Origin of the sequence: Lysinibacillus fusiformis, from assembly GCF_003049525.1 — a bacterium.
Lineage (GTDB): Bacteria > Bacillota > Bacilli > Bacillales_A > Planococcaceae > Lysinibacillus > Lysinibacillus fusiformis.
In genome coordinates, this window is the sequence record NZ_PYWL01000001.1 from 242345 (window position 1) to 256130 (window position 13786).

A 13786-nucleotide genomic window follows, 5' to 3' on the forward strand; every position below is an offset into this window, starting at 1 on the left:
ATCATTCCCTACTTTCTAATATTTCATGAAGCTTTAATCTTAGTTCGTTCAATTGCTCATCGATGCTCACAACTATACGTCCATGATTTGTTTCGATATAGCAATCTGTTTCATTGTTCAAATCTTCATTAACAAAAATCATGAATGGTACATCAACCGGGAACATTTCCGCTAATTCATCACGATTAGCAGTAATTAAAGCGTGATAGGTTGGCGACACATAAATTTTAATTTCTTTCATCTCTCTAGCTTCTTTTAAGCCTCTACGAACAATCGACACAAATAGATCGGGATCACGTTCTAAAGATGTGCCAATTATTCGTTCTGCTGTCGTTAGACCAAGCTCTAGCACCACAGCTTCTTGATCATCAATATATTTTTTTGCGTTTTCTTTTGCTTGATTAATGACCTCATTCGCAGTTTGAAGTGACTCGGCCATTGCTTCAGTGGATTTGTTCACACCGTCTTCATAGCCTTGGCCAAAGCCTTCATCATAGGCTTCTTGAACTCGATTCGGTCTTTCTTCTTCCCAACTTAACTTCAAATGCTCAATCTCTTGATAGTGCATGTGCTTTTCTTGCTCAAATGCTTCACGTTCTGCTTGTAAAGAAGCTCTAGCCTCTGCAAGCAAACGATCTCGCTCAGCCATTATTTCTTCTATTGTTAATTGATGTTGGGATGAAGCATCATCACCATCTTCCAAATCAAATCCTTCAAACATATCGCGAATTTGTATCTCTTTTACATTATCGCTATCGGATTGAGTGTAAATTGAACGGATGATTCTAGACAATGACGTCATCTCCTCCACCACGTGCAATAATGATTTCACCAGCATCCTCTAGGCGGCGAATAACAGCAACAATTCGAGATTGGGCCTCCTCTACGTCACGTAAACGTACAGGCCCCATAATTTCCATTTCTTCTTTAAATGTTTCAGCCATACGTTGAGACATATTGCGGAAAATAATATCTTTTACTTCTTCGCTTGACACTTTCATTGAAAGCAGTAAGTCTTCGTTCTCACAATCACGAATAACACGTTGAATGGAACGATTGTCGAGTGTAACGATATCTTCGAATACAAACATGCGTTTTTTGATTTCTTCTGCAAGCTCTGGATCTTGAATTTCAAGTGCATCAAGGATCGTTTTCTCAGTTTGTCGATCAACACCATTCAGTACTTCAACGACTGCATCAATACCACCAGTTTCAGTGTAATCTTGGGTAACTGTAGATGATAATTTACGCTCTAACACCGATTCAATTTCACTAATTACTTCTGGTGAAGTCGATTCCATAACAGCTATACGTTTTGCAATGTCAGCCTGTACTTCCTGTGGTAATGAAGATAAAATCACTCCCGCTTGCCCTGCTTCTAAATAAGAAAGAATGAGGGCAATTGTTTGTGGATGTTCATTTTGAATAAAGTTAAAAATTTGTGCCGGATCAGCTCTCCGTGCAAAATCAAACGGTCGCACTTGTAACGAAGATGTCAGACGATTAATGATCGTCTGAGCTTGTTCTACACCTAGCGCTTTTTCTAATACTGTTTTCGCATAACCAATACCACCTTGCGTGATATAGTCTTGAGCTAGCGCAATATTGTGGAATTCTTCTATAATCTCTTCCTTGACGTTTGATTCTACTTTTTTAACACTTGAAATTTCTAATGTTAAACGTTCGATTTCTTCCTCTGTTAAATGTTTATAGACTGAAGCTGAAACTTCAGGTCCTAATGAAATTAACAAGAGAGCGGCCTTTTGTTTTCCGGTTAATTCCTTATCTTTCTTGGACACAGCCGAACCTCCTAGTTAGTCTTCAGCAATCCAACTACGCAGTAACTTCGCAAAATCGTCTGGCTTATCTTTTGCCATTTTTTCTAGCTGCTTACGACGCATTGTAGCTTCCGTTTCAATTTCTTCATTAATATCGTCAATCATTAAATCTTCTTGTTCTTCTAGGATACTTAGCTCTTCTTCTTCCTGCGCACGTTTACGAGAACGGATAATGAAGAATGCTAACAATACAATAACAGCTAATAAGATACCGCCAATAACCCAAACCCACCAAGGAATCATTGGTTTTTCATCAGCAACCTGTGTGGCCTTACCATATAGAGGCTGTACAGATACGGCTACTTTCTCATCAATTTGCTCTTGAGTAAGCTCAGCTGCTACGTCTTTAGAAATCGTTGTACGAACGATCGTGCTTAAAATTTTCTCAATATCTTCGCGAACACCGTCTGGTAATGACGCTGCATCTGTTGCTGTTGGTGGTTCAACAATCACTTGAATTCCAATATCTTGCACCTTATAAGGTGCTTCTTGAATATCTTTACGTATACGATTCACGTCATTGTTAATAGTTTCTTCTGTACGTTCATAATCACCGTTACCCGATGTACCTTCATTATAGGTAGTAAAGTTATCAGTAGTTGTTTCAGCTTCAGGTGTTCCAGTAGCGGCTGCCGCCCCTGTTCCAGAATATTGCTCAGTAATTCTTTGAGCACTAATGGCAATTCCTTCCATATTCTCTTCATCAACAGGTGTCACAAGATTTTCTTCGCGATTTTCCTTCTTGAAGTCAATATCCGTAGTGACAGAAACCATTACTTTATCTTGGCCCATCAACGTACCAAGCATATTTTGCACTTGACGTTGTAGATCACGTTCGACTAACTTTTTCATTTGTAATTGACCTTCAGCCGTTGCTGTAGATGTTCCATCTGTTGTGGCTGCATTCAAGTCAAAGTACTCTGAGAATTGGTTAGAGATTACGATGTTCTCAGTTTTTAAATTCGGAATACTTTTTGACACCAAATTATACATAGTTGTAATTTGCTGCTCTGTAAATTTATATCCTGGATCTGTATTTAATACGATAGATGCAGTTGCATCCTCTTTCACATCTGTTACGAAGACCCCTTCTTCAGGGACAGTAATCATTACCTTTGCATCTTTAACGCCTTCAAGGTTTCTAAAAAGCTTAGCAATTTCAGTTTCAGTGGCTGCTTTTTTTAATAGATTAAATTCGTTATCTGTCATCCCAAACCCTGAACTGTTTGCAAATGAGTAATCAATCGTACCCGTTTGTGGATATCCTTCTGATGCTAATTGCACTAATAAGGAGTCAACTTGCTCCTCAGGCACTAAAATAGATGTTCCGCCTGGCGCAATTTGATATGTTACACCTTGTGAATCCAGTGCTTCCTTTACTTGTCCAATTTCTCTTGTAGATAAATCTTTATAAAGTGGAACATATGTAGTTTTTGAAGCGAAAAACGTTACAATTGCAGCAAGAGCGATGACGCCTACCAAGGAGCCAATCATAACTATTTTTTGCTTTTTACTTCGACTTTTCCAAAATTGACTGGTGTCGTTTTTTATTTTCGTCAATCGTTCATTCATTATGAATCCTCCGGTTATAGTGAATAACCTAGCCATCAATAATTTGCGAACTTCAAGAGCCCACCATTTAGGTAGTCATTAATCTGCATTGAGAGGGGCTCTCCCCCCTCAATAAAAGATTAAACGCTCATTCGCATTATTTCTTGGTAAGCTTCAATCACCTTATTGCGAACTTCAATTGTTGCGTTTAATGTAATGCTCGCCTTTTGTGAAGCAATCATTACCTCATGCAATTCCACATTTTCACCTTTAATTAGCTTTTGAGTAAAATTATCGGATGTGATTTGCTGGTCATTAACTTTGGCTATTGCCTCTTTTAACGAGTTCGCGAAGCTTTGTTGGGCTTCATAAGGTGTCGTATTAAGTTTATTTGTTTCATTTACAACCTGAGTAGGTGTCATTAGCGAAACGGACGAAATTGTCATTATGTATCTTCCTTTCTTCTTATTTATTTACCAATCTCTAATGCCTTTGTAAGCATAGATTTATTTGCGTTAAATACTGTTACGTTTGCCTCGTAAGAACGAGTGGCTGACATTAAATCTACCATTTCTTTTAATGGGTCGACATTCGGCAAATTGACATAACCATCTGCATTTGCATCTGGATGAGTTGGGTCATAAACAAGTTTGAAAGGTGTTTCTCGGTCTTCTGCAATACGAGTTACTTTCACACCATTACCAACACCGCTTTTGGCGTCTTTCCCAAGTGCTACATTCATAAACTTTGAAAATTGTCCTTCTTGTGCTGTAAACGTTACGGACTTCCGTCGATATGGCTCCCACTCCCCATTAACTTGACGAGCTCGAGTTGTATCCATGTTTGCCATATTAGAAGAAATAACATCCATGCGTAAGCGTTGTGCAGTTAAAGCTGAGGCAGTGGTATTCATCCCATGGAAAATAGACATCTATTACTTACCTCCTTTAATAACTGTGTTTAATGTGTTTAATTTCCCGTTTACACGATCAATTAAAGCATTGTAGTAAATTTGATTTTCTGCTAATTTTGCCTGTTCAGCATCCATATCTACTGCGTTGCCATTATTTCGGTATCGTAGATTTTCTATATTATTGACACCAGGTGTAGATTGTCGAATTGTGAAATCATAATGTCTATTGTCAGTTCGATAGGCAGAAATAGAGATATCCTTTTGTTCCGCCAACATATCCTTAAAACTAACATTTTTCGCCTTATAATTAGGTGTATCGACATTCGCAATATTGTTTGCGATTGTTTTATGATTCAAAGTCGCATAGGAAAGTCCATTTTCCAAGCTACTAATAGTTCCTCCAAATAAATTCAAAACTGTTCACCTCAATTTATTAAATTCTATGTACTTGTTAATATATTCAATAATACAATTGTAATTAAGATGCTACCTAGTGTCTATTGTCTTTTGTCACTTTTTAATAGTATATACGCCCTATTTTTTTAACGTCTCAACCGGGACAATACTCCTGCATCCCTTGTAGCTCTAGGCTTCATGAAAGGTTGGTTAACATCTAGTTATTTTACACTATTTCGACAGTGTTTACGATTTTAGTATTAAATTTGCCTTTTTATGAGCTTTATCGCCTTTTAAAATGAAATTAATTTAAGGTTCCATTTTACTAGTTCGACAAATGGCTGAATATTCTAATATAGACAATTAACAGTTTATTCACCATTATTCTAAAGTATCACATATTTCATTTTTATATGCTAATTGTAGTGACAATTTTATGAACGACATTAGGATAAAAGAAACAAAAAACATCAATATTCTCCAAATTTGTATTTATACAAAAAATAACAATCAATTACATCGCTAAATATCTAGTGAAATGCATACAAAAAGGCGCCTAGTTTTACCTAGACGCCTTCATTATCTTCTTCAAGAAGAATTATTTCATTTTAATTTCAGCTAATGCATTTAAGAACTTATCATTTAACACTTTAATATAAGTTCCTTTCATACCTAGAGAGCGAGACTCAATAACACCCGCTGACTCCAGTTTACGTAATGCATTGACGATCACTGAGCGTGTAATTCCCACTCGGTCTGCAATTTTAGAGGCAACCAGTAAACCTTCGTTACCATCAAGCTCTTCAAAGATATGCTCAATAGCTTCTAATTCACTGTAAGAAAGTGAGTTTATGGCCATTTGCACAACCGCTTTGCTACGAGCTTCCTCTTCGATTTCTTCAGACTTTTCACGTAAAATCTCCATGCCAACTACTGTTGCGCCATACTCTGCAAGAATTAAATCATCATCTTCAAATTGAGAAGATAAACGTGCAAGGATTAATGTTCCTAAACGTTCACCACCACCAACGATTGGTACAATTGTTGTTAATGCGTTTTGGAAAAGATCTTTGTTTTCCACAGGGAAAGCAGTATGTTCGTTATGGATATCTAAATTAGAAGATGTTTCTGAGATTGTAAATAAGCTATGTGTGTATTCTTCAGGGAATTGTCTCTCTTCAAACATTTTTTTCATACGCTCATTTTCAATTTGTTGGTGAATTGAAATACCTAATAATTTACCTTTACGGCTTAAAATATAGACATTACTATCAATAATATCTCCTAGTGTATCAGCCATTTCCTTAAAGTTTACAGGCTTACCAGCAGAAGCTTGTAGCATTGAGTTAATTTTACGTGTTTTTCCTAATAAATTCATTATATGTTCCTCCTATAAATAATCCGAAGAGTATTCACTTAATATTCTAAAGTTTTTTACTACTGAATGATACTGATCAGCTTTATCTTACAATATAAACTGTGACAAATCTTTGTTTTTTACAATACCTGCGAGTTTTTGATCTACATAAGCTGCGTTGATCGGTATACTCGCTGGTGCAATTTCAGCTGCTTCAAACGACAGCTCTTCTAGTAAACGTTCTAAAATCGTGTGCAAACGGCGAGCTCCGATATTATCTGTTTCCTGATTAACCTCTGTGGCTATTTCCGCAATACGTTCAATGGCATCAGATGTGAAATTGATTTCCACACCTTCCGTTTCTAGCAATGCCTTATACTGCAAAATGAGCGATTGATCTGGTTCTTGTAAAATACGGACAAAATCTTGTTTTGTTAATTTTTCAAGCTCTACACGAATTGGGAAACGACCTTGCAATTCCGGAATCAAATCTGAAGGCTTCGACATATGGAACGCTCCTGCAGCTATAAATAGCATGTAATCCGTTTTCACAGCACCATACTTCGTAGTTACAGTTGAACCTTCTACTATTGGTAATATGTCTCGTTGTACACCCTCACGAGATACATTGGCAGAAGAATTTCCTTCTTTACTAGCTATTTTATCGATTTCATCAATAAAAATAATACCAGTTTGCTCCGCTCTAACAATTGACTCCTGTGCCACTTCATCTGCATCTATCAACTTATTTGCTTCTTCTATTGTTAAAATACGACGTGCATCCTTTACCTGCACACGGCGTTTTTTCTGTTTTTTAGGCATTAAGCTAGATAGCATATCTTGCATACCATTATTGGCGGACATATCCATTCCCGTGCCTTGTAATGCATCAAAAATGGATGGAGTTTGTTCTGTTACCTCAACCGTAATCCATTCATTTTCCAATTTACCATTTCGTAAATCAATAGCAATTTGTGCACGTTTAGAGCGTACTTCTGTTTCCTCAGACGACGTATCGTCCGTTGAAGTTTGTTCTTTCCCACCAAATAACATTTCGAATGGATTTTGCATGCTCTGTTTCTTACGCAATGACGGGACTAAAAGTTTCACAATCGCTTCATTTGCTAATTGCTCTGCTTGTTCCTTAACAGATTCCATCATTTCTTCTTTTACAAGACGGTGAGAAGCTTCTACTAAGTCACGGACCATTGATTCAACATCACGACCTACATAACCTACTTCAGTAAATTTTGTCGCTTCCACTTTTACAAAAGGTGCATTTGTAAGCTTCGCAATTCTTCTGGCAATTTCCGTTTTTCCGACACCAGTTGGCCCAATCATTAAGATATTTTTAGGAATAACTTCTGCCTTCATATCTTCATTTAGCAATGAACGACGATAGCGGTTTCGCAACGCAATGGCTACAGCTCGCTTAGCTTCATTTTGCCCAACAATATAACGATCTAAATGCTCAGTAATTTGTCTTGGCGTTAAATTTTTTTGCGTCATTAGCTCAGCGCCTCCACGATAATATTATGATTCGTAAATACACAGATTTCAGCAGCTGTTTCTAATGCTGCTTCAGCAATTTCACGAGCAGTCATCGTTTCACCTGCATATTTTTTTAATGCTCTACCCGCTGATAAAGCATAATTCCCACCAGAACCAATGGCTAAAATTCCATCATCAGGTTCAATGACTTCACCAGTACCAGAAACAAGTAGCAAAGTTGTTTTATCCATGACTAATAGCATCGCTTCTAATTGGCGCAGCATTTTATCTCCGCGCCATTGCTTGGCAACCTCTACTGCAGCACGTTGTAAATTACCGTTATATTCATTCAATTTGCCTTCGAACATCTCAAATAGTGTAAATGCATCTGCAACAGAGCCTGCAAAGCCTGCCAGAACCTGCCCATTAAACAGACGTCTGACCTTCTTCGCTGTACCTTTCATCACAACTGCATTTCCTAAAGTTACTTGACCATCACCAGCCATGGCACAGCCTCCGTTATGATGAACTGCAAATATCGTAGTCGCATGAATTTGTCCCATCTGCTTTCCTCCTTAACTCTATTATGCCCTTGGATGAGCATTCATATATGTTTGACGTAGGTGCTCTTTTGTTACATGTGTGTAAACCTGTGTAGAAGATAAATGCGAATGGCCTAATAACTCCTGCACCGTTCGCAAATCCGCGCCATTGTTTAATAAATGTGTTGCAAAAGTATGGCGAAGCATGTGTGGGTAAATTTTCGTATGGAGTGAGGCCTTGTCAATCATTTCGTTTAAAACATGACGTACCCCTCGTGGAGTAAGTTCCCCACCTCGCATATTGACAAACAATTGCTGATGATTAGTCTTTTTCATCAATCTAGGACGAGCCTGCTCTATGTAGTCCAGCATTGCTAAACTCGCAAATTGACCGAATGGGATAATTCGTTCTTTCCGACCTTTTCCCATAACTCGTATGATGGAATAATGAAAATCTACATCCTTAACTTGAATGGAAGTCAGCTCACTTACACGAATACCTGTCGCATATAACAGCTCTAATATAGCCATATTTCTCAATGATTTCAAATCATCCCCGGTATTCGCATCAAATAACTGCATCAATTCTTCTTCATAGAAGAAATTTGGTAAACGAGATTCTTTTTTTGGATGATAAAGAGAACGAAATGCCCCATCATCAAATCCATACTGTCTATTTAGAAAGCGGAAGAAGGAGCGTATTGAGGATATTTTTCTAGAAATAGAAGCCCTTGCTCTTTTTTCGTCGTACAACTTTGTTACATAAAGACGTGCATGTATATATTCAACACTCGCTAAATCATGAATTCCTTCCCCTTGTAAGAAGGCCAAAAAATCCAGCAGGTCTGATTCATATTCTCGCACTGTATGAACAGAGAAGTTCTTTTCAACTTGGATATAAAGCATGAACTGTTCGAGTGCATCTTGGGACGAAACTAACATAGAAAGATTCACCACCAATAATTTATTAATAATTTTCTCAAATGACTGACACTTGTAATATAACGGATAAATAATTCTTTGTCATCTCTTACAAGTTTGTATCGTAAACCATCATTAATAAACATACATATTGACACTATACCTATCTTTGTAAGATAGCAAGTGTAATTAGTTATATTTTGAGAAAATCTCCATACAAAATAATAAAACATGTCTAAGCAAGCATTTTATCTACAAAAAGAAAAAGCCTCTAAGAGTATAACAACTTTTAGAGGCTTTTGGCAATTAAATTGTTTGTGAATTCACAAAATTGTGAATTGTGCTTATTGCGCGTGTTGCATGCATTTCAGCGCGCTCTGGTTTTGAACGGCGACCAGGTGGTAATTCAGGGAAAATACCAAAGTTAACGTTCATTGGCTGGAAGTTTTTCGATTGCGCTTCTGTTATATAACGCGCCATACTTCCTAACGCCGTTTCGAATGGGAAAATGATTGGCTCATGTCCCAATGCTAAACGAGCTGCATTTATTCCAGCTATTAATCCACTTCCAGCTGATTCAACATACCCTTCAACACCTGTCATTTGACCGGCAAAGAAAATATTCTTTTGTTCACGAAGTTGGTATGTTTTTTCTAACACTTTTGGTGAATTAATAAAGGTATTTCGGTGCATAACACCATAACGTACAATTTCCACGTTCTCTAATCCTGGAATTAGCTGCAATACTTCTTTTTGAGGACCCCATTTTAGATGTGTTTGGAAGCCAACAATATTATAAAGAGTACCAGCAGCGTCATCCTGGCGAAGTTGTACTACGGCATATGGACGTTTCCCTGTTTTCGGATCTTCTAGTCCGACTGGCTTCATTGGGCCAAATAGCATTGTTTTCTCTCCACGAGCTGCCATAACTTCGATTGGCATGCAGCCCTCAAAGTAGATTTCTTTCTCGAATTCTTTTAAAGGCACTACTTCTGCTTCGATTAATGCTTGACGGAAACGATCAAACTCCTCTTTCGTCATTGGGCAGTTTAAATAAGCTGCTTCTCCCTTATCATAACGAGATTTTAAATAAACCTTATCCATATCTATACTATCTTTTTCAATAATTGGTGCAGCAGCATCATAAAAGTATAAATAATCCAGACCTGTTAAACCTTGAATTTTTTCAGCCAAAGCTTTCGAAGTTAAAGGACCTGTAGCAATAACTGTTATACCTTCAGGAATTTCTGTCACTTCTCCGTGAATAACCTCCACCAATGGATGATTTTTCACTGCCTCTGTCACATAACCTGCAAACTCATGACGGTCTACTGCTAATGCTCCTCCAGCTGGTACAGAACATTGGTCTGCTGCCTTTAAAATGACAGAATCAAAAATACGCATTTCTTCCTTAATAACACCTACAGCATTTGTTAAGCCATTTGCACGTAGCGAGTTAGAACAAACAAGCTCTGCAAATTTATCTGTATGGTGTGCAGGCGTTTGCTTTACGGGACGCATTTCATACAGTCTTACTTTCACACCGCGTTTTGCTATTTGCCAAGCTGCTTCACTACCTGCCAGGCCCGCTCCTATTACATTTACTACTTGTTCAGTCATGATTTTACCATCTTCCTATCATTGTGTTGGTGCTTCTTCATAGTCACATTTTGTACATTGAATTTGGACACCTTTTTTAATCTTTTTCTCTACTAATAATGCACTACATTTCGGACATGGTCTACTAATTGGTTTGTCCCAAGACACAAATTCACATTCCGGATATTGATTACAACCGTAGAATAGACGCTTCGTTTTACTTTTACGCTCCACAATTTCGCCTGTTTCACACGATGGACATTTTACACCAATAGGTTTCATAATAGCTTTTGTATTTCTGCAATCCGGGAAATTCGAGCAAGCCATAAATTTACCATATCGCCCTAGCTTATAGACCATTGGTGATCCACAAAGCTCACAATCTTCTCCAGCTGGCTCATCTTTTATTACTACTTTCTCCATTGCCTCGTCTGCATGTTTAACATGGACTTCAAAGTCTTTATAAAACTCTTCCACAATATTCTTCCATTGACGACTACCTTCTTCAATATCATCTAAATCTTGTTCCATTTGTGCAGTGAATTCGATATTGATGATATCAGGGAAAAATTCTAGTACGAGTTGGTGTACGATTTCGCCTAGCTCTGTTGGCATAAAGCGTTTTGCATCTAACACAACATAGCCACGGCGCTGAATTGTATCGAGGGTCGGTGCATATGTGGATGGGCGACCTATACCTAATTCTTCCATCGTTTTAACAAGTCGCGCCTCTGAATAGCGTGGTGGTGGCTGTGTAAAATGCTGCTTAGGTTCAATTTCAAGCGATTTTACTTGATCACCAATTTCCATCTCAGGTAAAAGCTTTGTCGTTTCCTCTGTTTGATCGTCGGTACCTTCGATATAAAGCTTCATAAAACCTGCAAATTTAACTTGTGAGCCGTTCGCACGGAATAAAACATCACCATTTTGAAGATCTACCGCCACAGTATCAAGTATAGCCGGAGCCATTTGACTTGCAATAAAGCGCTCCCAAATCAAGCGATATAAACGTAACTGATCACGACTAAGGACTGCCTTTAATTCCTCTGGTGATCTCATCGTACTTGTTGGACGAATTGCCTCATGGGCGTCCTGCGCATTTGAAGCCTTTTTCGTCTGCTTTATTTCTGTTGCAATATACTCTTTTCCATACTTTGACTCGATGAAAGAAACCGCTTCTGTTTTTGCCGTTTCAGAAATACGTGTGGAATCGGTACGCATATAAGTGATTAAACCGACTGTTCCCTCTTTTTTACCAATATCAATACCTTCATATAATTGCTGTGCAAGCATCATCGTCTTCTTTGCTCGGAAATTTAATTTTCGCGCTGCTTCTTGTTGTAACGAAGAAGTTGTAAAGGCTGGTGCAGCATTTCGTTTACGCTCTTTTTTAGAAACATTAACAACATTAAAGTTTGTCCCTTTAACACCTTTTAAAACGGTCTTTACTTGTTCCTCATTTGTTAGCTTAATTTTTTCTTTGCCATTTCCATAGTAAAGTGCATCAAACGATTTTTTTCCTTTTTCAAAAGTACCTTCAATCGTCCAATATTCTTCTGGTTGGAAGTTTTTAATTTCATTTTCTCGATCAATAATCATGCGCAGCGCTACTGATTGTACACGGCCTGCTGATAAACCCTTCTTCACCTTTTTCCAAAGAATTGGGCTAATGTTATAGCCAACAAGTCTATCTAATATACGTCTTGTTTGCTGTGCATCTACTAAATCCATGTTAATAGGACGTGGGTTTTTAAAAGACTCAATAATCGCATCTTTCGTAATTTCGTTAAATACAACTCGACAATCCGAGTTAATATCGATATTTAATGCAGTCGCAAGGTGCCAAGCAATCGCTTCTCCCTCGCGGTCTGGATCGGCCGCTAGATAGACTTTCTTCACTTTTTTAGCCGCAGATTTTAATTCCTGTAAAACAGGTCCTTTACCACGAATCGTAATGTATTTAGGTTCAAAGTTATTTTCCGCACTCACACCCATTTGGCTACGTGGAAGATCTCGTACATGTCCAACTGATGCTTTCACCTTATATTTTTTGCCTAAATAACGTTCAATTGTTTTTGCTTTTGCTGGTGATTCTACAATCACTAAATAATCCGCCATCTATGTCTCCCCCTTAGCGAGGTCTTTTACTAAATTTTTAAGTTACCTGTTGCAAAATGTATAACAGATTTTAAGATAATGCAACTTTTTTTCAATTTTTGTTAGAAAACAGGTCCAGTGTTTCAACGATTTGATGACCATTTATTACTGGAATTGCTCCATCCACAAGTAATTGATTGGTCCCCTTGGACTGTGTTGCATCAATAGGTCCCGGTACTACAAATACATCCTTCCCTTGCTCTAATGCAAGTTCTGTTGTAATAAGCGTACCACTTTTTAACGCTGCTTCTGTCACAACTAACGCTTGAGCTAAACCACTAATGATTCGATTACGCATTGGGAAATGCCATTTTTCGGGTTTCATATATGGAGGATACTCAGTTATTAATAACTGTTGATTAGCCATTTCCTTCGCCAATATTTGGTTTTCTTTTGGATAGAGATAATTAAAACCATGCCCAAGCACAGCCATTGTGTGCCCACCCATATCGATTGTTGCCCTATGTGCCATTGTATCAGCGCCTCTAGCTAGCCCGCTTACGACCGTATACCCCCATTGAACTAGTGATGGGACAATTAGGTCTAATGCTCTTTTCGAATACGCTGTAGCCTTCCTAGAGCCTATAATAGCTATCTGTTTCTTGTTTGTTAACAGGGAATACTGACCTTTCACATACAATACAGTAGGAGGACTGGATATTTCAAATAATTGCGCCGGGAAATAAGGATGATAAAAAGGTATGGGGAAAATATTGGCCCGTGCATAGGCCTCTTCAAATGGGATTGTCATAATTTGTCGAAAGCTTCGAGAAATTTGCAATGCTTTATGTGACGATATTTGTAAAAAATTTGCGATTTCATCATAATGAGCTTCTTCAAAAGTGTTTAAAACGTTCACTGGGGACAATAATCGTTGAAGTTTTTGAAGAGGTAAAGGATATACATAATGCAAAGCTAGTAATCTCTGTGTATCAACTGCAAGGATCATTCTATAAACCTCCTTTATAATAGAAGAAAGTAAATGACCGCATGATGATTTGAACACAACTTCGTGATGTAA

Annotated in this window: 13 protein-coding genes; all 13 read right to left on the reverse strand. The window is 37.9% G+C overall.

The features are described from left to right. Position 1: 1 nt before the first annotated feature. Positions 2 to 793, reverse strand: a complete 792-nt coding sequence (gene fliH / locus C9J29_RS01250) for a flagellar assembly protein FliH (protein WP_043990755.1) — start codon at positions 791 to 793, stop codon at positions 2 to 4. Continuing rightward, positions 786 to 1799 carry a flagellar motor switch protein FliG gene (gene fliG / locus C9J29_RS01255; protein WP_008180783.1) on the reverse strand — a complete coding sequence of 338 codons (1014 nt, stop codon included), beginning with the start codon at positions 1797 to 1799 and terminating at the stop codon, positions 786 to 788. Before fliG ends, fliH begins: the two co-directional genes overlap by 8 nt. A gap of 15 nt (positions 1800 to 1814) precedes the next feature. Then, positions 1815 to 3410, reverse strand: a complete 1596-nt coding sequence (fliF, locus tag C9J29_RS01260; RefSeq protein WP_036123974.1) for a flagellar basal-body MS-ring/collar protein FliF — start codon at positions 3408 to 3410, stop codon at positions 1815 to 1817. Between the two features lie 119 nt (positions 3411 to 3529). Further along, the gene (fliE, locus tag C9J29_RS01265; RefSeq protein ID WP_025113930.1) at positions 3530 to 3835 is read right to left on the reverse strand and encodes a flagellar hook-basal body complex protein FliE; all 306 of its coding nucleotides are present in this window, start codon (positions 3833 to 3835) and stop codon (positions 3530 to 3532) included. Between the two features lie 23 nt (positions 3836 to 3858). Then, positions 3859 to 4320: a flagellar basal body rod protein FlgC gene (gene flgC / locus C9J29_RS01270; protein ID WP_008180788.1), complete on the reverse strand. Its 462-nt coding sequence runs from the start codon at positions 4318 to 4320 to the stop codon at positions 3859 to 3861. 3 nt (positions 4321 to 4323) lie between these two features. After that, positions 4324 to 4716, reverse strand: a complete 393-nt coding sequence (gene flgB / locus C9J29_RS01275; RefSeq protein ID WP_008180790.1) for a flagellar basal body rod protein FlgB — start codon at positions 4714 to 4716, stop codon at positions 4324 to 4326. 580 nt (positions 4717 to 5296) lie between these two features. Beyond that, entirely contained in the window at positions 5297 to 6076 is a 780-nt protein-coding gene (gene codY / locus C9J29_RS01280) for a GTP-sensing pleiotropic transcriptional regulator CodY (RefSeq protein ID WP_025113928.1), read from the reverse strand. Positions 6077 to 6163: 87 nt separating this feature from the next. Then, entirely contained in the window at positions 6164 to 7564 is a 1401-nt protein-coding gene (gene hslU, locus C9J29_RS01285; RefSeq protein ID WP_008181269.1) for an ATP-dependent protease ATPase subunit HslU, read from the reverse strand. Further along, positions 7564 to 8109, reverse strand: a complete 546-nt coding sequence (gene hslV, locus C9J29_RS01290; protein ID WP_008181271.1) for an ATP-dependent protease subunit HslV — start codon at positions 8107 to 8109, stop codon at positions 7564 to 7566. Before hslV ends, hslU begins: the two co-directional genes overlap by 1 nt. Positions 8110 to 8130: 21 nt before the next feature. Then, the gene (gene xerC / locus C9J29_RS01295; protein WP_008181273.1) at positions 8131 to 9030 is read right to left on the reverse strand and encodes a tyrosine recombinase XerC; all 900 of its coding nucleotides are present in this window, start codon (positions 9028 to 9030) and stop codon (positions 8131 to 8133) included. A 285-nt stretch (positions 9031 to 9315) separates the two neighbouring features. Then, positions 9316 to 10629: an FADH(2)-oxidizing methylenetetrahydrofolate--tRNA-(uracil(54)-C(5))-methyltransferase TrmFO gene (gene trmFO, locus C9J29_RS01300; RefSeq protein WP_008181275.1), complete on the reverse strand. Its 1314-nt coding sequence runs from the start codon at positions 10627 to 10629 to the stop codon at positions 9316 to 9318. 18 nt (positions 10630 to 10647) lie between these two features. After that, positions 10648 to 12726 carry a type I DNA topoisomerase gene (topA, locus tag C9J29_RS01305; RefSeq protein WP_008181277.1) on the reverse strand — a complete coding sequence of 693 codons (2079 nt, stop codon included), beginning with the start codon at positions 12724 to 12726 and terminating at the stop codon, positions 10648 to 10650. A gap of 91 nt (positions 12727 to 12817) precedes the next feature. Next, entirely contained in the window at positions 12818 to 13714 is an 897-nt protein-coding gene (gene dprA / locus C9J29_RS01310; protein ID WP_089985325.1) for a DNA-processing protein DprA, read from the reverse strand. Between the last annotated feature and the right edge of the window lie 72 nt (positions 13715 to 13786).

Coding starts and splice junctions, on each gene's coding strand:
- hslV (WP_008181271.1), bottom strand. CDS start 8,109: ATGGGACAAATTCATGCGACTACGATATTTGCAGTTCATCATAACGGA.
- xerC (WP_008181273.1), bottom strand. CDS start 9,030: ATGTTAGTTTCGTCCCAAGATGCACTCGAACAGTTCATGCTTTATATC.
- fliE (WP_025113930.1), bottom strand. CDS start 3,835: ATGACAATTTCGTCCGTTTCGCTAATGACACCTACTCAGGTTGTAAAT.
- trmFO (WP_008181275.1), bottom strand. CDS start 10,629: ATGACTGAACAAGTAGTAAATGTAATAGGAGCGGGCCTGGCAGGTAGT.
- fliF (WP_036123974.1), bottom strand. CDS start 3,410: ATGAATGAACGATTGACGAAAATAAAAAACGACACCAGTCAATTTTGG.
- flgC (WP_008180788.1), bottom strand. CDS start 4,320: ATGTCTATTTTCCATGGGATGAATACCACTGCCTCAGCTTTAACTGCA.
- dprA (WP_089985325.1), bottom strand. CDS start 13,714: ATGATCCTTGCAGTTGATACACAGAGATTACTAGCTTTGCATTATGTA.
- hslU (WP_008181269.1), bottom strand. CDS start 7,564: ATGACGCAAAAAAATTTAACGCCAAGACAAATTACTGAGCATTTAGAT.
- topA (WP_008181277.1), bottom strand. CDS start 12,726: ATGGCGGATTATTTAGTGATTGTAGAATCACCAGCAAAAGCAAAAACA.
- codY (WP_025113928.1), bottom strand. CDS start 6,076: ATGAATTTATTAGGAAAAACACGTAAAATTAACTCAATGCTACAAGCT.